Genomic DNA, 18,047 nt, shown 5'->3' with positions numbered 1-18,047 from the left:
AGCTTTTTTCGTTCGTGGACCTGGGGCTACCGGCAAGAAACCCCAAGGAGAACCATGGCGAACAAGGAAGCTGCGGTCGCCGAGCTCACGGAGTCCTTCCGTAGCTCGAACGCCGTTCTGCTCACCGAGTACCGCGGTCTCACGGTCGCGCAGCTCAAGGAGCTCCGCAACTCGATCCGTGAGCACGCCACGTACGCCGTGGTGAAGAACACGCTGACCAAGATCGCGGCGAACAACGCCGGCATCTCCTCGTTCGACGAGGAACTCGCCGGTCCGTCCGCTCTCGCCTTCGTCCACGGTGACACCGTCGCCGTCGCGAAGTCGCTGCGTGCATTCGCCAAGGCGAACCCCGAGCTCGTGGTGAAGGGCGGTTACTTCGACGGTAACCCGCTCACCGCGACCGAGGTGGACAAGCTCGCCGACCTCGAGTCCCGTGAAGTTCTGCTCGGCAAGCTCGCCGGCGCCTTCAAGGCCTCGCTGTTCGGTGCTGCGTACCTGTTCCAGGCCCCCCTCTCGCAGGCCGTCCGCACCGTGGACGCCCTTCGCGAGAAGCAGGAGTCCGCGGCCTGATCAGGCTCGCGTTCCACAACCACACGTATTACTGAGTAGTAGGAGAAAATCATGGCGAAGCTTTCGCAGGACGAGCTCATCGAGGCCTTCAAGGAGCTCACGCTCATCGAGCTCTCGGACTTCGTGAAGAAGTTCGAAGAGGTCTTCGAGGTCACCGCTGCTGCCCCGGCCGCTGCTGCCGCTCCGGCCGCCGCTGCCCCGGCCGAGGCCGCTGAGGAGAAGACCGAGTTCGACGTCATCCTCAAGTCCGCTGGTGACAAGAAGATCCAGGTCATCAAGGAGGTCCGTGGCCTGACGTCGCTCGGCCTCGGTGAGGCCAAGGCGCTCGTCGAGACCGCCGACGCCAAGATCCTCGAGGGTGCGAACAAGGAGACCGCCGAGAAGGCGAAGGCGACCCTCGAGGCCGCTGGCGCCACGATCGAGCTCGCGTAGTCTCGACCGTTCGGTTCACGAAGGCCGCTGCCCCTCGGGGTGGCGGCCTTCGTCGTGCGCGACCTTTCGCGCTCAGCGACAGTTCGCGGGTCGCCGGTGGCGTGAGGTGTCGCACAGCGCGTGAGGTCGCACTGCTCAGAAAGAGATGCCGTGCGAGCGGAAGAGCGCGCGGAGGCGATCGGGCTCGACCAGGTGCCACCAGGTGACGCGGATGACGGCGCGGACGATGGGGAGCGCACGGAGCCGGTCTTCACGTCGTTTCTCAGCCCAGAGCACGTCCGCAGGATCGCGCCCCCGCAGCATGGACGGGTCGACGTACTTCTGTCGCCCGTCGAACTCGACGATCACGCCCAACGTCGGGAACCAGAAGTCGACGCGGTCGACGGTGCCGTCTCGGTGTCGGAACTCGGCCTGTGGCTCGCACGGCGGGAGTCCGAGCTGGACGAACCGGATCGCGGCGAACGACTCGCCGACCGACTCGTGTCGAGCGTCCAACGCAGCGAGCACGGTCTCCGCACGCACGGATCCGCGCGCTGGACGGATCGGGACAGACCGGCGGAGGTCGTCGCGAGCGATCGCTCCCTGCCGGACTGCCGCATCGACGGCGACCGCTGCGGTGTGGGGTGCACTCGAGGTGATGAGCGCGAGCGCGGTGTCGAGTGCGGCGGTGACCGGCACACCGTCGAAGGCGACCGAGTCGTTCAGGGGCGGCCCTGGCCAGGGGTGCCGGACGAGACCTGCTCGGTGCTGGATCGACGGGACCGCCGGGTCGATGACGTGGACGCGATCTGGAGCGGTCCCGACCAGCGGCCACCCGTGCATCAATGCGGCGGTGACGTGCGAGAACACCGACCCGACTCGGAGCCGTGGTGCGATCGCCCGTGCGCGAGCGAGGTGCTGGCCGACAGGGCTGAGGGCCTCCCATTCGTCCGCTGGGATGTACACGCCAGCGAGCAGGCGGACGAGTGTGCCCGACGCATGCTTGCGTTGCAGGAGTCTTGCGTTCGCCGGATCCAGTGCTGTCGCCCGGAGCAGGCGTGGCCGGTGGGTGCTCTCGTTCATGCCGTGATGATCGTCGAGGCGGTCCGTGCCGTGTCTGCCCGTCGGACACCTGTGGACCTGGAGCCCCGGCGCCGTCCCTGTGGAGGAATGAGCCAGCATCGAGTTCACGGGCTCAGCGACGTCTCACGGGCAGTGGGGCGCGTGAACTGTCGCTGGGCCCGCGAAGTCGCCGGAGGGAGGCGCGGGTCAGCGCAAGGTGCTGTGACGGCGGCCGTAGGCCAGGTAGAGCACGGCGCCGACGACCATCCAGATGCCGAAGGCGATCCACGTCGTGGCGCCGAGGAACACCGCCAGGAGCACGCAGCTCAGGGCGCCGAGGATCGGCACGACGGGGAACAGCGGGACGCGGTACGAGCGCTCGAGGTCGGGCTGCGAGCGACGGAGCACGATGACCGACACGTTGACGAGCGCGAACGCGACGAGGGTGCCGATGCTGGTGGCGTCGGCGAGCTCGCCCAGGGGGACCAGGGCGGCGACGATCGTGACCGCGATGCCGATGATCAACGTGTTCGCGATGGGGGTGCCGGTGCGCCGGGAGACCCGACCGAAGACCTTCGGGACCAGGCCGTCGCGGGCCATGGTGAGCAGGATCCGGGTCTGACCGTAGAGCACGGTCAGCACGACGCTCGCGATCGCGATCACCGCGCCGATCGAGAACACCAGCGCGACGAGGGGCTGTCCGGTGACGTCGACCACGATGCGGACGAGCGAGGCCTCGGACGACGAGAAGTCCGTCCACGAACGGGCACCGATCGCGGCGATGGCGACGAGGATGTACAGCGCCGTGATGAGCGCGATCGAACCGATGATCGCCCGGGGGAGGTCGCGGCGCGGGTTCTTCGCCTCTTCGCCGGCGGTGGAGGCGGCGTCGAAACCGATGTACGAGAAGAAGAGCCTAGACGCCGCGGCCGTCACCCCAGCGGCACCCATCGGCGCCAGCGGCTCGAAGTTCTGCGCCTGGAAGGCCGTGAAGGCGACGACCACGAAGAACACGAGCAGTGCGATCTTCACGACGACCATGACGGTGTTCACCCAGGCGCTCTCGCGGGCACCAGGGATCAGGACGACGGTGGCGAGCAGGACCAGGACGGCCGCCGGCAGGTTCACGACGCCGCCGTCGCCCGGAGGCGCGGACAGTGCCGTCGGCAGGTGCAACCCGAACACGCGCAGGGTCTCGTCCACGTACTCGCTCGCGCCGACCGCGACCGCGGCCACCGAGACGGCGTACTCGAGGACGAGGCACCATCCGCAGACCCACGCGATGCCCTCGCCCATCGTGGCGTAGGTGTACGAGTAGCTCGACCCCGAGGTCGGGACGGCTCCGGCCATCTCGGCGTAGGACAGTGCCGAGAGCAGGGCCGCGATCCCGGCGACGACGAAGGAGATCCACACGGCGGGACCCGCGAGCGGCACGGCCGTGCCGAGCACCACGAGGATGCCGGTCCCGAGGGTCGCGCCGACGCTGATCATCGTCAGGTGCCAGACACCGAGCGACCGGCGGAGCGGTTCGCCGTTGACGCCGACGGCCGCCTCGGACTGCAGTTGCTCGATCGGCTTGCGGCGGGCGAGCTGCTGGCGGAGGGACGTGGGACGGGACGGCGCGGACGTCATGGGACCTCGGTGGTGCGGGGGCGGGGACGGCACATGCTCGCACGCCCCCTGAACGGGGTCAAATACGGCCGTCGGACTGCACTGCGGAACGGCGGTCGTCGAGCGCGCGCCGATGTCCGACCGCGGGGATACGGTTGCTGCATGAGCATGGGCGGCGGGATGCGCGGGGGCGGCGGTGGCGGTGGTCCGCGCGGCGGCGGCCGGATCTCCAGCGGTGACTTCCGTGCGCAGAAGGCCGCCAACGCCGAAGCGCCGAAGATCCCGCACCTGGTGAAGCGGATCGCCGGGCTGTTCGTCCCGCACCGGCGGTCGATCGTCCTGACGGTCGTCCTCGTGCTGGTCGGTGCTGCGATCTCGGTGATCCCGCCGCTGTTGACGCAGCAGGCGTTCGACCGGGGCCTGTTCCCACCCTCCGGCAGCCCCGACGTCCCGGTGCTGGTCGAGCTCGTGTCGGCGATGGTGTTCCTCTGGATCGCGAGCGCCGGGGTGGGCGTCTGGCAGACCTACCTGACGGCGACGGTCGGCAACAAGGTCATGGGTGCCATGCGGATGCGCCTGTTCGGGCACCTGCAGCGCATGGAACTCGCGTTCTTCACCCGCACGAAGACCGGGGTCATCCAGTCCCGCCTGCAGAACGACGTCGGCGGCGTCGCGAGCGTGCTGAACAACACGATCTCGTCGGTGCTCGGCAACACCGTCACGGTCATCGCCGCCATCGTCGCCATGCTGCTGCTGAGCTGGCAGATGACCCTGGTCGCGGTCGTGCTGCTGCCGTTGCTCGTCATCGCGCAGCGTCGGGTCGGGCAGGTCCGTGCCCGCATCGCCGGGCAGACGCAGGAGTCGCTGTCCGACATGACGGCGATCACGCAAGAGGCACTGAGCGTCTCCGGCATCCTGCTGGCCAAGAGCTTCAACCAGCAGCGCAGTGAGACCCGCCGCTACGGGGACGAGAACCGCAACCAGATCCAGTTGCAGGTCCGCCAGCAGATGTCCGGGCAGTGGTTCTTCGCGATCGTGCAGATCTTCCTGTCGATCATCCCGGCGATCATCTACCTCGTCGCGGCCTGGCTGATCATCGGCGACGTCCCGATCACCGCCGGCACCATCGTCGCGTTCACGACGGTGCAGTCGCGCTTGCTGTTCCCGACGGTCGGCCTGCTCCGGGTGGTGCTCGACCTGCAGACCTCCGGAGCGCTGTTCGCTCGGATCTTCGAGTACTTCGACCTGAAGCCCGCGATCACCGACTCGCCCACGGCGAAGCCCGTCGACGACACCATGGTCGGTCACGTCGCGTTCGACGACGTGACGTTCACGTACCCGGACGGCGAGGCCGACAAGCCGACGCTCCGCGGGGTCTCGTTCGACCTCCGACCCGGGCAGTTCGCCGCCTTCGTCGGTCCATCGGGCGCGGGCAAGACCACCGTGTCGTACCTGGTGCCACGGTTGTACGAGGCGACCGAGGGTTCCGTGCGGTTCGCCGGACAGGACGTCCGCGACCTCGTGCACGAGGACCTCATGCGCCACGTGGGGATCGTCAGCCAGGAGACGTACCTGTTCCACGCGACGATCGGCGACAACCTGCGCTACGCCAAGCCGGACGCGACCGACGACGAGGTCGAACGGGCGGCACGCGCGGCGAACATCCACGACACGATCGCCTCGTTCCCGGACGGCTACGACACGGTCGTGGGGGAACGCGGGTACCGACTGTCCGGCGGCGAGAAGCAGCGGATCGCGATCGCGCGGGTGCTCCTGAAGGACCCTCCCGTGCTCGTGCTCGACGAGGCCACGAGCGCGCTCGACTCGATCTCGGAGCGCGTGGTGCAGACCGCGCTCGACACCGCCGCCGCGGGGCGCACCACCATCTCGATCGCGCACCGGCTGTCGACGATCCGGGACGCCGACGTCATCTTCGTGCTCGACCACGGGCGGATCGTCGAGCAGGGCACGCACGACGAACTCCTCGCGCTCGACGGCACCTACGCGCTCCTGCACCGGCAGCAGAACGCCCCGGCGGACGCCGTCGGCCGCTGACCCCGCCGATCACGGCCACCGACCTGCGGGCGGGCGCGCCGATCGGACACGCGCCCCCAGACCGGACGGGAGGCCCGTGGCGGCCCCGCCACGGGCCTCCCGTCCGACACGGGGCACGACCAGGGCGAGGCGCACGTCACGACCCAGCAGAACGCGGTGTCGGCGTCCTAGACTCGGCCCCGTGCGTTACGCGAACTCCGTGGTCGACCTCGTCGGCGACACCCCGCTCGTCAAGCTCAACCGCGTCACCGAGGGGGTGCGCGCGACCGTCCTGGTGAAGGTCGAGTACCTGAACCCCGGCGGATCGTCGAAGGACCGCATCGCCACGCGCATCATCGATGCTGCCGAGGCCTCCGGTGACCTGCGACCCGGCGGGACGATCGTCGAACCCACCTCGGGCAACACCGGGGTCGGGCTGGCGCTCGTCGCTCAGCAGCGCGGCTACCGGTGCGTGTTCGTGCTGCCGGACAAGGTCGGCGAGGACAAGCGCAACGTCCTGACGGCGTACGGCGCCGAGATCGTCGTCACACCGACGGCAGTGGCGCCCGAGCACCCGGAGTCGTACTACTCGGTGTCCGACCGGCTCGTCCGCGAGATCCCCGGCGCCTACAAGCCGAACCAGTACGCGAACCCGAACGGCCCCCGCAGCCACTACGAGACCACCGGTCCGGAGATCTGGCGCGACACCGAGCAGCAGATCACCCACTTCGTCGCGGGCGTCGGGACGGGTGGCACCATCTCGGGCACCGGGCGCTTCCTGAAGGAGGCGTCCGACGGCCGTGTCCGCATCGTGGGGGCCGACCCCGAGGGCTCGGTCTACTCCGGCGGCACCGGCCGGCCGTACCTGGTCGAGGGTGTGGGCGAGGACTTCTGGCCGACCGCGTACGACCCCGAGGTGCCGGACGAGATCATCGCGGTGTCGGACGCCGACTCGTTCGCGATGACCCGCCGCCTGGCGCGGGAAGAGGGCCTGCTCGTGGGCGGGTCCAGCGGGATGGCGGTCGTCGCCGCGATGCGGGCCGCCCGCGACCTGACCGAGGACGACGTCGTCGTGGTGCTGCTGCCCGACGGCGGTCGCGGCTACCTCGGCAAGATCTTCAACGACCGGTGGATGCGCTCGTACGGCTTCGCCGAGACCGACGAGGCGCGCACCGTCGGCTCGCTCATCGCCGGCAAGGACGGACGTCTGCCCGACCTGGTGCACGCGCACCCGGCGGACACCGTGCGCGAGGTCGTCGACATCATGACCAAGTACGGGGTGTCCCAGATGCCCGTGCTCAGCGCGGAACCGCCGGTCGTCATCGGCGAGGTCATCGGCGCCGTCGCCGAGAAGGACCTGCTCGAACAGGTCTTCACCGGTGCCGCGAAGATGACGGACGCCCTGACCGGTTTCGTGGGCGAGTCGCTCCCGTTGATCGGCGTGGGCGAGTCCGTGTCCGCAGCGCGTCGAGCCCTCGAGACGGTGGACGCCCTGCTCGTCGTCGAGGACGGCAAGCCGGTCACGGTCCTGACCCGCCACGACCTCCTGACCTACCTCTCCGAGTAAGGAACGCAGCCAGCATGACCGAGTTCAGCACCCGCGCCGTCCACGCCGGCCAGGAGCCCGACGGCCCCACCGGCGCCGTCATCCCGCCGATCCACCTGACGTCCACCTACGTGCAGGACGGCATCGGCGGGATGCGGAACGGCTACGAGTACTCCCGTGCCGGCAACCCGACGCGCGACTCCCTGCAGACGCTGCTCGCCGACCTGGACGGCGGCGTGGCCGCGTACTCCTTCGCTTCCGGTCTCGCCGCCGAGGACGCCCTGCTCCGGGCGGCGCTCCGTCCCGGGGCCCGCGTCGTGATGGGGAACGACGTGTACGGCGGGACCCACCGTCTGGTCAGCCGACTGCACGTGCCGTGGGGCGTCGAGCTCGTCGTCGTCGACATGAGCGAGCTCGACCAGGTCCGGGCCGCGCTGCAGGGCGCCCCCGAGGACACCGTGCTCTGGGTCGAGACGCCGACCAACCCGCTCATGAAGATCGCCGACATCGCCGGACTCGCGACCCTCGGGCACGAGGCCGGCGCACTCGTCGTCGTGGACAACACCTTCGCGTCGCCGTACCTGCAGCAGCCGCTGTCGCTCGGTGCCGACGTCGTCGTGTACTCGACGACGAAGTACCTGGGTGGCCACTCCGACGTCGTCGGTGGGGCCGTCGTACTCGCCGACCAGGAGCTCGCGGCGAAGGTGCAGTTCCTGCAGTTCGGCGCCGGTGCGATCTCGTCGCCGTTCGACGCCTTCCTGACCACCCGCGGCATCAAGACCCTGGCGGTCCGGATGGAGCGGCACTCCACGAACGCGCAGGCCGTCGCCGAGGGGCTCGTCGCAGCGCCGGGCATCGAGCGCGTCTACTACCCGGGGCTCGCCGACCACCCGGGGCACGACATCGCCGCCCGCCAGATGCGCGGGTTCGGCGGGATGCTGTCCGTCGCACTGTCCGGCGGCCCGGACGCTGCCCGGCGCTTCGCGGAGTCCACGGAGCTGTTCGCGCTGGCCGAGTCGCTCGGGGGAGTGGAGTCGCTCATCGGGTACCCGAGCGAGATGACGCACGCCTCGGTGAAGGGCACGGAGCTCGCGGTGCCCGAGAACGTGGTGCGCCTGTCCGTCGGCATCGAGGACGCGGGCGACCTGATCGCGGACCTGCAGCAGGCGCTGACGCGCTGACGCGGACCTGCAGCACGCGCTGACGCGCATCGCGCGTGGTCCGCGCCCCGCGACGTCGGCGGTGTCGCCCCTCGCCCCTACGATGAGCGGGTGAGCACCACGGCGACGAGGACGGGCCTGCTGAGCGGGCGGTACGCCCTCGCGACGATCGGCATGGTCGCCATCGTGGGCGTCGCGGCGTTCCAGAACCTGGCGATGACGACGATCATGCCGGTGATCAGTCGCGACCTGGACGGCGAGGCCCTGTACGCCCTGGCCTTCGCGGCACCGCTCGCGGCCGGGGTGCCCGGCATGGTGCTCGCCGGCAACTGGACCGACCGCGCGGGCGGCCGGATCGTCGCCTGGGTCTCCGCGCTGCTGTTCGCCGTCGGGACCGCCGTGGTCATGCTCGCGCCGACGATGGAGGTCTTCCTCGTCGGTCGACTGGTCGAGGGCTTCGGTGCCGGCTCGATCGACGTCGTGCTGTACGTGCTCGTCGCCCGGATCTTCCCCGCCGAGCTGCACGGACCGGTGTTCGCCGGGTTCGCGGCCGCGTGGGTGGTCCCGGCGCTCATCGGCCCGGCGATCGCCGGCATCGTCACCGACACCTGGAACTGGCACTGGGTCTTCGCGGGGGCGCTCGTGATCGCCGTGGGTGCGTTCACCGTGCTCGTGCCGACGCTCGGGCGGCTGCAGGCACCGGCGGTCGAGCTGCGACCGCCGTGGCAGCGGATCCGGATCGGGTGGTCGGTCGCCGCGGCCGTGTCGATCCTGCTGCTGAACGTCGCGCCGGACCTGACCCCGCGGGGGATGGTGGCCGCGGTCGTGGTCGGCCTGGTCGGGACGTGGTTCGCGCTGCGCCCGCTGCTGCCGACCGGCACCTTCCGCGCCGCCGCGGGCCTGCCCTCGGTGGTGCTGCTGCGCGGGCTCGTGGCGGCGTCGTTCTTCGGCAGCGAGGCGTACGTGCCGTTCCTGCTGCAGGCGAAGCACGGCCTGTCCGCTTCGGCTGCGGGGCTCGCGCTGACCGTCGCCGCGCTCAGCTGGGCGGCGTCGAGTTGGGCGCACGGTCGGCTGGGGGAGCAGCGCTTGACCGCACGTCGGACCTTCGGTGTCGGACTCGTGCTCGTCCTGGTGAGCCTGCTGGCGGCCTTCGCGGTGGCGACGCTCGACCTGCCGTGGTGGGTGCTCGTCGCCGGCTGGTTCGTCGGCGGCGCGGGCATGGGGGCGATCTACCCGCGGACGTCGATGCTCACCCTGCGGTTCTCGGGCGAGGGCGACGACGGCTTCGCGAGCTCGGCGCTCACCATCGCCGACGCCGCGGGCAGCGTCATCGGCCTGGCGGTCACCGGGCTGCTGTTCACCGCGACCGGCGGCGCCGAGGGCACGGTGTCCTTCCCGCTGGTCTTCGCGGCGATGATCTGCTTCGCCGCACTGGCGATCGCCGCGGTCCGGCGGCTCGGACCCGTCCCCGTCCCCGCGCCGGTGTCGTCGGCGTCGTCGGACCGCGCAGCCGGGTAGCGTGGCAGACCGGACCGAAGAGGAGACACCCGTGGTGCGCATCGTCGCTGCAGCCGTCATCCTGACGGCCGCCCTCGCGTTGGCCGGCTGCCAGGGCACGACGTCCGCTGCGCCCACGCCGGTGCAGAGCACGGACCTGACCAGCTCCGACGGCGGGTTCGACAAGCAGGCCGTCATCGGCGTCGTGCTGGTCGACGACGACGCGGCCCTGGGCGAGGACCTGCGGACCGGCCTGTCCGATGCCGGGTTCCGTCCCGACGTCCGGGTCGCACCCGCGTCCGGTGCGGCGGCGTCCCAGCGGACCGCGGTCGCCCAGCTCGTCCGCAAGGGCGCCAAGGCCCTGCTCGTGCACGCGGCTCGGCCGTCCGCGCTCACCGGGGTGATCCAGACCGCGCACGACGCCGGTGTCGTGGTGGTGTCCCTGGGCGATCCGCTGCCGGCGAGCGGTACCGGCGGCGACGGTGTGTCGGCCGACTACCGGGTGCCCGCAGCGGCGGACGACGCGGACCTGGCGGCCACCGCGGTCGAGGTCGTGCAGTCGTTGCAGCGCGGCGAGAAGCCGGAGACCGAACCGAGCGACGGCGACTCGACCGACGCCGAGTGAGCCGAGGCGAGCCGCGCCACCAGGCCGGTCAGCGCCGTGCCACCAGGCGGCTCAGCTCAGCTCCACCAGGCCGGGAACGACAGCGTGATCGTCTCGACCAGCGCCTTCCGCGACCGTCGGGGCCCGGCGAGCCACGCTTCGATCGCCCCGACGAAGCCCTGCGCGACGTAGCCAGCGGCCACGTCGTAGAGGAGCTCGGGGCGGCGGTCGGCGTCGAGTTCGCGGATGTGCAGGGTACTCGACTCGGTGAAGTGGCCCACGAGCAGCCGGTGCAGTGACGCGTCGTTCGGGTCCGGCAGTGCCTTGGCGTAGATGTCGCGGTGGGTGGTCACGTGCTCGACGACCGCGTTGATGCCCCGCCGTGTGATGGTCGCGAGCTCGGCCGCGTCGGCCCCGCGGGCGGCTGCGGCCCGTCGGTCGTCGGCGTCGTCCTGCCGGATGCGGTCGAGCTCCGGCGTCAGCACGTCGGCGAGCAGCGATCCGGGGGAGACCGCGTGCGAGTAGAACGTCGCGCGGTTGATGCCGGCGGCACGGGTGACGTCCGCGACGGTGATCTCGGAGACGGGGCGGTCGGCCGCCAGTCGCAGGATCGCTTCGCGCAGGGCGGCGGTCGTGTGCAGGATCCGGGCATCCACCATGACGCCCACCCCCTTCTGATCCGGTTCACCCGGAGGCCCCCGAGCAGTCCGACGGTACCGCATGGCACGGGATCGGCACGCGGACGGCGGGTGGCAACACGCGGGCAATCCGAGCCGACGGCGTCGGGAGCGCTCCTGCGGCCCGTAGGATGGTTCCGCGGACGAATCGATTCGATCGACGCCGCGATCACCTCCCCGCCCCTCACCGCCGAAGGACTCCTGCTCGTGACCGCGCCCGCCACCACCGGTTCGCTCCGTGTCGTCCTGCACCCCGGAGACTCCCTCTCCCGTGGGCAGCGACTCGTCTACGTCTTCGTCCTGGGCGCCCTGACGGCGCTCGGGCCGTTCACGATCGACCTGTACCTGCCGGCGTTCCCGGCGATCAAGGAGCAGTTCGGCGTCACCGACGGCGCCGTGCAGCTGACGCTCACGGCGACGACGCTCGGGTTCGCGTTCGGGCAGCTGCTCGTCGGTCCGTGGAGCGACAAGGTCGGCCGCCGGCTGCCGCTCATCATCGCGACGACGGTGCACATCGCCGCCTCGATCGGCGCGGCGACCGCTCCTGACATCGAGCTCCTCGCGGTGTTCCGCGTGCTCCAGGGCATGGGTGCGGCCGCCGGCGGTGTCGTCGCGATGGCCACCGTCCGCGACCTGTTCGGCGGCAAGCCGCTCGTCCGGATGCTGTCCCGCCTGGCGATGGTGAACGGGCTGGCGCCGATCCTCGCGCCGCTCATCGGCTCGCAGATGCTCCAGTTCACCAGCTGGCGCGGCATCTTCGTGTTCCTCGCCTGCTACGGCCTGGCCGTGGTGATCGCGTCGATCCTGCTCATCGTCGAGACCCTGCCCCCGGCCCGTCGCCGCGAGGCCGGCCACTCCACGATCGGTCAGCGGTACAAGGCGCTGTTCTCCGACCGGATCTTCGTGGGGGTCGCGCTCATCGGGGCGATGGTGTTCAGCGGGTTGTTCTCGTACCTCAGCTCGTCGCCGTTCCTGTTCCAGGGCGTCTACGGACTCGACGCCCAGCAGTACGGACTGCTCTTCGCGGTGAACTCGGTGGGCGTCGTCCTCGGTGTGCAGATCTCCGCGCGGTTGGCGCAGCGCGTCGGGCCGCAGTGGATCCTGGCGTGCTCGACGGCGACCCTTTTCCTGGCGTCGATCGCGATCATCGTGCTCGACCAGCTCGGTGCGGGACTCGTGGGCGTGCTCGTGCCCCTGTGGTTCTTCATCGCGGCGTGCGGGTTCTCGTTCCCCCTCGTCCAGGTCATCGGCCTGGCCGCGCACGGCAAGGAGGCCGGGACGGCGGCGTCGCTGCTCGGCGCCCTGAACTTCGGCGTCGCCGGCCTGATCTCGCCGATCGTCGGTTGGCTCGGCATCACCACCGCGACCCCGATGGCGATCGTGATGGCCTCGACCTCGGTGATGGCCATCCTGATCCTGTGGTTCGTGGTGCGGCCCCGGACGGTCCCCGAGCTCACGCACTGACGCGTTCTCCACAGCTGCCCGGATCAGCCGGACAGCGGCCCCCGCGCGTCCATAGGCTGTGCCCATGAGCGACGCGGTGGAGCAGGCACGGGCAGCGGCCGAGGCCGCCAGGCAGGCAGCGGACGAGGCACGCCGGCTGGCCGACGAAGCCGTGCAGCGGGCCGAGGAGCTCGCCGCCGCACTCGCCGGACAGGAGGCCCGGCTCGCCCCCGACGCGGAGCCCGCCTCCGCCACCCCACCGGCTCCAGAGCCCACCGCCGCAGGACCCACCGCAGCCGTCCCGGACGACGCGACGGCGGCTCCCGACGCGGCCGTCCCGGCACCGGCGGACGCCCCGGCGACCGGCACCGCGCCTCCCGGCAGTGGCGCAGCCCCGCTCGGACCGGACGCCGTCGCCGCGATCCGCACCGGCTACACCGTCGAGGGGCAGGCGCTCGAACTCGGTGCCCTGGTGAACGGCGAGGCGCAGCCCGACGTCCAGGTCCGCATCCCGCTCGGCATGCTGAACCGGCACGGGCTGGTCGCCGGCGCGACCGGCACCGGCAAGACCCGCACGTTGCAGGTCCTCGCCGAACAGATCGCGGCGAACGGCGTGCCGGTCTTCGCGGCCGACATCAAGGGCGACCTGTCCGGGCTCGCGGTGGTCGGGCAGGGGAACGAGAAGCTGCTCGCGCGCACCGCGGGCATCGGCCAGCAGTGGCAGGGCGTCGCGAGCCAGGCGGAGCTCTTCTCGCTCGGTGGTCAGGGCGCGGGCGTGCCGATCCGCGCGACGGTGTCCGGGTTCGGGCCGTTGCTGCTGTCGAAGGTGCTCGGCCTGAACGACACCCAGGAGTCCTCGCTCGGACTGGTGTTCCACTACGCGGAGCAGGCCGGGTTGCCGCTCGTCGACCTGGCCGACCTGCGGAGCGTGCTGACGTTCCTGGTGGGCGACCAGGGCAAGGGCGAGCTCGCCGAGCTCGGTGGTCTGTCGAAGCAGACCGCCGGGGTGATCCTGCGCGAGCTCATCACGTTCGCCGACAAGGGTGCCGACCAGTTCTTCGGCGAGCCCGAGATCGACACGCAGGTGTTCCTGCGCACGGCGGCGGACGGCCGGGGCATCGTGAGCCTGCTCGAGGTCCCGGGCGTGCAGGACCAGCCCGAGGTCTTCTCGACGTTCCTGATGTGGCTCTTGGCCGACCTGTTCAACGAACTGCCAGAGGTCGGCGACCAGGACAAGCCGAAGCTGGTGTTCTTCTTCGACGAGGCGCACCTGCTGTTCAGCGGGGCGTCGAAGGACTTCACGGACCAGATCGTGCGGACCGTGCGGTTGATCCGGTCGAAGGGCGTCGGGATCTTCTTCGTGACCCAGACCCCGAAGGACGTGCCGAACGACGTCCTGGCGCAGCTCGGGTCGCGCATCCAGCACCAGCTGCGGGCGCACACCCCCGACGACGCGAAGGCGCTCCGGGCGACGGTGTCGACCTACCCGTCGAGCGACTACGACCTGGGCGAGGTGCTGACCTCGCTGGCGACCGGCGAGGCGATCGTCACCGTCATGAACGAGAAGGGTGCGCCGACGCCGGTCGCGTGGACCCGGTTGCGCGCGCCGCAGGGGTCGATGGACCCGATGCCCGCCGCCGAGATGCTGTCGCGGGTGCAGGCATCGCCGTTGCTCGCGACGTACGGCACCCGGGTGGACCCGGACTCGGCGCACGAGATGCTCGCGCGTCGGATGGAGGCAGCTGCTGCCGAGGCCGCGGCGGCGGACGCGCAGAAGGACGCAGCCCTCGCGGCGGCCGAGGCCGAGAAGGAAGCCGCGCGGGCGGCGGCGACCGCGGCCAAGGAAGCCGCGGCGCAGGCCAAGCAGGAGGAACGCGAGCGGGCTGCTGCGCAGAAGGAGTACGAGCGGACGCAGCGCGAGTTCGAGAAGGCCGAGCGGGCTGCGGCGTCGCGGCGTTCGGGCCGGTCGGGGCGGAGCACGCGGACGACGACCTCACGGAAGGCGGACGACCCGCTGTCGGACCTGCTCGGGTCACGGCTCGGCGGCACGATCGCGAAGGAGGTCGTGCAGGGGATCTTCTCGACGCTGCGCCGACGTCGGTGACGTCCAGCAGCTCCGAGCGTCAGCGACCGAGCAGGCCGGTGAACTCGACGACGAGCAGACCCAGGACGACGAGTGCTGCCACGCCGCCGACGAGCAGGTAGGCCGGCCGCTGTTCGTACCAGGCACGGCTCGAGGGGTAGCGCTTCGCGAAGACCCGGGCCGAGACCGGACGTGCCTCTTCCGTCACCTGGACGCCCAGGGCGTCGACGACCTGGGCGAGCCCGTCGTCGCCCCACACGTCGGCACGGATGCGGAACAGGTGCGCACCCGTCGCGTCGAACGCCACGAGTTCGCGCATGGTGCGGTCGACCGAGCTGCCGTAGGTGGTGGCGAGCACCAGACTGTGCACGCGGTCGCGGGGGATCCGACGGTGCGCGGTGACCACGCCCCGGATCGTCAGGCCGTCAGGGTCGATGCCGATGTACGCCGTGCTCAGTCGGACGAACACGACGCCCACGAGGACCGCCATCGCGACGACCACGGTCGCGACCATCGCCCACGTCTGGAACGGGAACGACACCCAGACCAGGGCGACGGCGAGCGGTACGGCCGAGAACACGATGCTCAGCGCCGTCGAACGGACCAGGGACCGGCGGGGGCGGAGGACGACGTCGTACACGGTGGCACGCAGGTGCGGCGTCGCTGGCACCGTCATGTCCCCCATGCGCGTCTCCTGAACCCTCGGGTCTCCCGGGCACGCCGAATCGGCCGCCCTGCGAGCGACGCCCCTGCCGCTCGATGCACCGCGGTCGACTCGTCCCGGAGTCGTCCGCTCCGGCAAGCATAGGTGCACGACGGGGACCTGGGACAGCCCGTTCCACCCCGGATCGGCGTTTGACGGCCAGTCCTTGGCGAACAGGGGACAGGCGGGTCCGCCGCGTGGGGGACCAGCCGGCGCGACCACGATGCGCACCGCCCGGAACGACGAAGGCCCCGCACTCGGTGCGGGGCCTTACTGGCGGAGAATGGGGGATTCGAACCCCCGAGGGCTTGCACCCAACACGCTTTCCAAGCGTGCGCCATAGGCCACTAGGCGAATTCTCCTTGTGCTGTCTCGCGACGGCGACACCCAATGGTACAGGTTCCCAGGGGTGCTCACGACCGTGTGTCGTCGAGGCGGGTGCTCCCAGTTGTCGTGACATGTCCGGCGACTACCCTGGGGCGCGTGTCGACCCGCATCTACATCACGTCAGCAGAAGGGCACACGGGCAAGAGCACCGTCGCCCTCGGTGTCCTCGAGACCCTCGCGCGCTCCGTCGGCCGCGTCGGCGTGTTCCGCCCCGTCGCCCGCTCGGTCGCCGAACCCGACTACGTGCTCGAACTGCTGCTGCAGCACACCGCGGTCGGGATCTCGTACGACGACGCCGTGGGGGTCACCTACGACGACGTCCACGCGGATCCGGACGCAGCGCTCGGCACCATCGTGAACCGCTTCGCCCAGGTGGAGCGGCAGTGCGACGCGGTGGTCGTGCTCGGGTCCGACTACACCGACGTCGGCAGCCCCACCGAGCTGTCGTTCAACGCGAAGGTCGCCGCGAACCTCGGTGCCCCGGTGCTCCTCGTCCTCGGTGGTCGTGACGCAGCCGAGCGCGGTGCCCGCACGCCCGAGGGGATGGCGCAGGTCGCGGACGTCACGACGAGCGAGCTGCGAGCGGCACACGCGCAGCTGTTCGGTGTCGTCGTGAACCGCGCCGACCCGGAGGCCCTCGCCGCGATCGTGGCGAGTGTCGAGCGGGCCGTGCACGACGACCACCCGGACGTGCCCGTGTGGGCGATCCCGGAGGACCGCGTCCTCGTCGCCCCGACCGTCCGTGCGCTGCTGCAGGCGACCGACGCGACCCTGGTGCGCGGGGACGACGCCCTGCTCGACCGCGAGGCACTCGGCACCGTCGTCGCCGGCATGAGCATGGAGAACGTCCTGCCCCGCCTGATCGAGGGCGGCATCGTCGTGGTCCCGGGCGACCGCAGCGACGTCCTCATCGCGACCCTGCTGGCGAACCAGTCGGACACGTTCCCGAGCCTGGCCGGCGTCATCCTGAACGGCGGGTTCGAGACCGCACCGCAGATCTCCCGGCTGCTCGAGGGCCTGTCGAGCTCGCTGCCGATCGCGCAGAACGACCTGGGCACGTACGACACCGCCCTCCGCATCACGCAGACCCGCGGGCGCCTGGCGGCGGACTCGCCCCGCAAGGCCGACCTCGCGCTCGCCCTGTTCGAGCAGCACGTGGACGCCGAGTCGCTGCGCGACCGCCTGCAGCTCACGCCGTCCGGCGTCGTCACGCCGCTCATGTTCGAGCACGGCCTGCTCGACCGGGCACGGGGCTACGGCAAGCACATCGTGCTGCCCGAGGGTGAGGACGACCGCATCCTCCGCGCGGCGTCGACGCTGCTCGCCCGCCAGGTCTGCGAGCTGACGATCCTCGGCGACCCCGCTGCGATCCGCACCCGCGCGACCGAGCTCGGACTCGACCTCGACGCCGCCCAGCTCGTGTCGCCGTTCGACCCCGAGCTCCGCGAACGCTTCGCCGAGGAGTACACCCGGCTCCGCGCCCACAAGGGCATGTCGATCGAGCTCGCGCGCGACACCGTCACCGACGTCTCGTACTTCGGCACGATGATGGTGCAGCTCGGACTCGCCGACGGCATGGTCTCCGGTGCGAAGCACACCACCGCGCACACCATCCGGCCGTCCTTCGAGATCATCAAGACCCGTCCGGACACCTCGATCGTGTCGAGCGTGTTCCTGATGGCGCTCGCCGACCGCGTCCTGGTCTACGGCGACTGCGCGGTGATCCCGGACCCGACGAGCGAACAGCTCGCCGACATCGCGATCTCGTCGGCCGAGACGGCGACCCAGTTCGGCATCGACCCCCGCGTCGCGATGCTCAGCTACTCGACCGGCGACAGCGGCACCGGCGCCGACGTCGACAAGGTCCGCGCCGGCACCGCGTTCGTCCGTGAGCGCCGCCCTGACCTGCTCGTCGAGGGCCCGATCCAGTACGACGCCGCTGCCGACCCGACGGTGGCGAGCACGAAGATGCCGGACTCGCCGGTGGCCGGCAAGGCGACCGTCTTCATCTTCCCGGACCTCAACACGGGCAACAACACGTACAAGGCCGTGCAGCGCTCCGCCGGTGCGGTCGCCATCGGGCCCGTCCTGCAGGGACTGCGCAAGCCGATCAACGACCTCTCCCGCGGCGCCCTCGTCAGCGACATCGTGAACACCGTCGCGATCACCGCGATCCAGGCCGGCACCGCGTCCGACGCGGCCTGACCTGCGCCACGCACACCGCGCCTCCCGTCCGGCCGACCAGGCCATGAGCAGAAA

14 protein-coding genes and 1 tRNA gene are annotated in these 18,047 nt (G+C 70.9%); 10 read left to right on the top strand and 5 right to left on the bottom strand.

Annotated features, from left to right (window positions below; genetic code table 11):
• Nucleotides 1-54: 54 nt before the first annotated feature.
• Nucleotides 55-570, top strand: a complete 516-nt coding sequence (rplJ, locus tag EDF48_RS07990) for a 50S ribosomal protein L10 (protein ID WP_123292121.1) — start codon at nt 55-57, stop codon at nt 568-570.
• 51 nt (nt 571-621) lie between these two features.
• Nucleotides 622-1,002, top strand: coding sequence for a 50S ribosomal protein L7/L12 (rplL, locus tag EDF48_RS07985; RefSeq protein ID WP_123938632.1), 381 nt, complete (start codon nt 622-624; stop codon nt 1,000-1,002).
• A gap of 135 nt (nt 1,003-1,137) precedes the next feature.
• On the opposite strand, the gene EDF48_RS07980 is transcribed toward rplL, so the two are convergent.
• Together EDF48_RS07980 and EDF48_RS07975 are read right to left on the bottom strand one after the other, a co-directional pair.
• Nucleotides 1,138-2,064: a hypothetical protein gene (locus EDF48_RS07980; RefSeq protein ID WP_131879269.1), complete on the bottom strand. Its 927-nt coding sequence runs from the start codon at nt 2,062-2,064 to the stop codon at nt 1,138-1,140.
• A gap of 186 nt (nt 2,065-2,250) precedes the next feature.
• Entirely contained in the window at nt 2,251-3,675 is a 1,425-nt protein-coding gene (locus tag EDF48_RS07975; RefSeq protein WP_123338869.1) for an amino acid permease, read from the bottom strand.
• 141 nt (nt 3,676-3,816) lie between these two features.
• Between EDF48_RS07975 and EDF48_RS07970 the strand changes: the two genes are divergently transcribed.
• The 5 genes from EDF48_RS07970 to EDF48_RS07950 all read left to right on the top strand — a co-directional run bounded on the left by EDF48_RS07970 (nt 3,817) and on the right by EDF48_RS07950 (nt 10,516).
• Nucleotides 3,817-5,709 carry an ABC transporter ATP-binding protein gene (locus EDF48_RS07970; RefSeq protein WP_243698063.1) on the top strand — a complete coding sequence of 631 codons (1,893 nt, stop codon included), beginning with the start codon at nt 3,817-3,819 and terminating at the stop codon, nt 5,707-5,709.
• A gap of 181 nt (nt 5,710-5,890) precedes the next feature.
• The gene (locus EDF48_RS07965) at nt 5,891-7,255 is read left to right on the top strand and encodes a cystathionine beta-synthase (RefSeq protein WP_131879267.1); all 1,365 of its coding nucleotides are present in this window, start codon (nt 5,891-5,893) and stop codon (nt 7,253-7,255) included.
• 14 nt (nt 7,256-7,269) lie between these two features.
• Nucleotides 7,270-8,415 carry a cystathionine gamma-synthase gene (locus EDF48_RS07960; RefSeq protein ID WP_131879265.1) on the top strand — a complete coding sequence of 382 codons (1,146 nt, stop codon included), beginning with the start codon at nt 7,270-7,272 and terminating at the stop codon, nt 8,413-8,415.
• 90 nt (nt 8,416-8,505) lie between these two features.
• Complete coding sequence (locus EDF48_RS07955; protein WP_131879263.1) at nt 8,506-9,912, top strand: MFS transporter; 1,407 nt, start codon at nt 8,506-8,508, stop codon at nt 9,910-9,912.
• 31 nt (nt 9,913-9,943) lie between these two features.
• A complete protein-coding gene (locus EDF48_RS07950; RefSeq protein WP_165932355.1) occupies nt 9,944-10,516 on the top strand; it encodes a substrate-binding domain-containing protein in 573 nt (190 codons plus the stop codon).
• A 56-nt stretch (nt 10,517-10,572) separates the two neighbouring features.
• On the opposite strand, the gene EDF48_RS07945 is transcribed toward EDF48_RS07950, so the two are convergent.
• The gene (locus EDF48_RS07945) at nt 10,573-11,154 is read right to left on the bottom strand and encodes a TetR family transcriptional regulator (protein WP_165932354.1); all 582 of its coding nucleotides are present in this window, start codon (nt 11,152-11,154) and stop codon (nt 10,573-10,575) included.
• A 225-nt stretch (nt 11,155-11,379) separates the two neighbouring features.
• Here EDF48_RS07945 and EDF48_RS07940 point away from each other — a divergent pair, with 225 nt between their 5' ends.
• Complete coding sequence (locus EDF48_RS07940; protein WP_111084464.1) at nt 11,380-12,636, top strand: multidrug effflux MFS transporter; 1,257 nt, start codon at nt 11,380-11,382, stop codon at nt 12,634-12,636.
• A 64-nt stretch (nt 12,637-12,700) separates the two neighbouring features.
• A complete protein-coding gene (locus EDF48_RS07935) occupies nt 12,701-14,719 on the top strand; it encodes a helicase HerA-like domain-containing protein (RefSeq protein ID WP_131879257.1) in 2,019 nt (672 codons plus the stop codon).
• A 19-nt stretch (nt 14,720-14,738) separates the two neighbouring features.
• On the opposite strand, the gene EDF48_RS07930 is transcribed toward EDF48_RS07935, so the two are convergent.
• Together EDF48_RS07930 and EDF48_RS07925 are read right to left on the bottom strand one after the other, a co-directional pair.
• On the bottom strand, nt 14,739-15,383 hold the full coding sequence (locus EDF48_RS07930; protein WP_131879255.1) for a hypothetical protein: 645 nt from the start codon (nt 15,381-15,383) through the stop codon (nt 14,739-14,741).
• A 292-nt stretch (nt 15,384-15,675) separates the two neighbouring features.
• A tRNA-Ser gene (locus EDF48_RS07925) sits at nt 15,676-15,763 on the bottom strand.
• Between the two features lie 121 nt (nt 15,764-15,884).
• On the opposite strand from EDF48_RS07925, the gene pta reads away from it, so the two are divergent.
• Nucleotides 15,885-17,993 (top strand): phosphate acetyltransferase, encoded by a 2,109-nt coding sequence (pta, locus tag EDF48_RS07920; RefSeq protein WP_123292134.1) that lies wholly within the window; start codon nt 15,885-15,887, stop codon nt 17,991-17,993.
• Nucleotides 17,994-18,047: the final 54 nt, after the last annotated feature.

Source organism: Curtobacterium sp. PhB191, from assembly GCF_004346515.1.
Lineage (GTDB): Bacteria > Actinomycetota > Actinomycetes > Actinomycetales > Microbacteriaceae > Curtobacterium.
The sequence above is the reverse complement of the archived record's forward strand: the minus strand, read 5'-3'. Positions and strand labels throughout refer to the sequence as shown.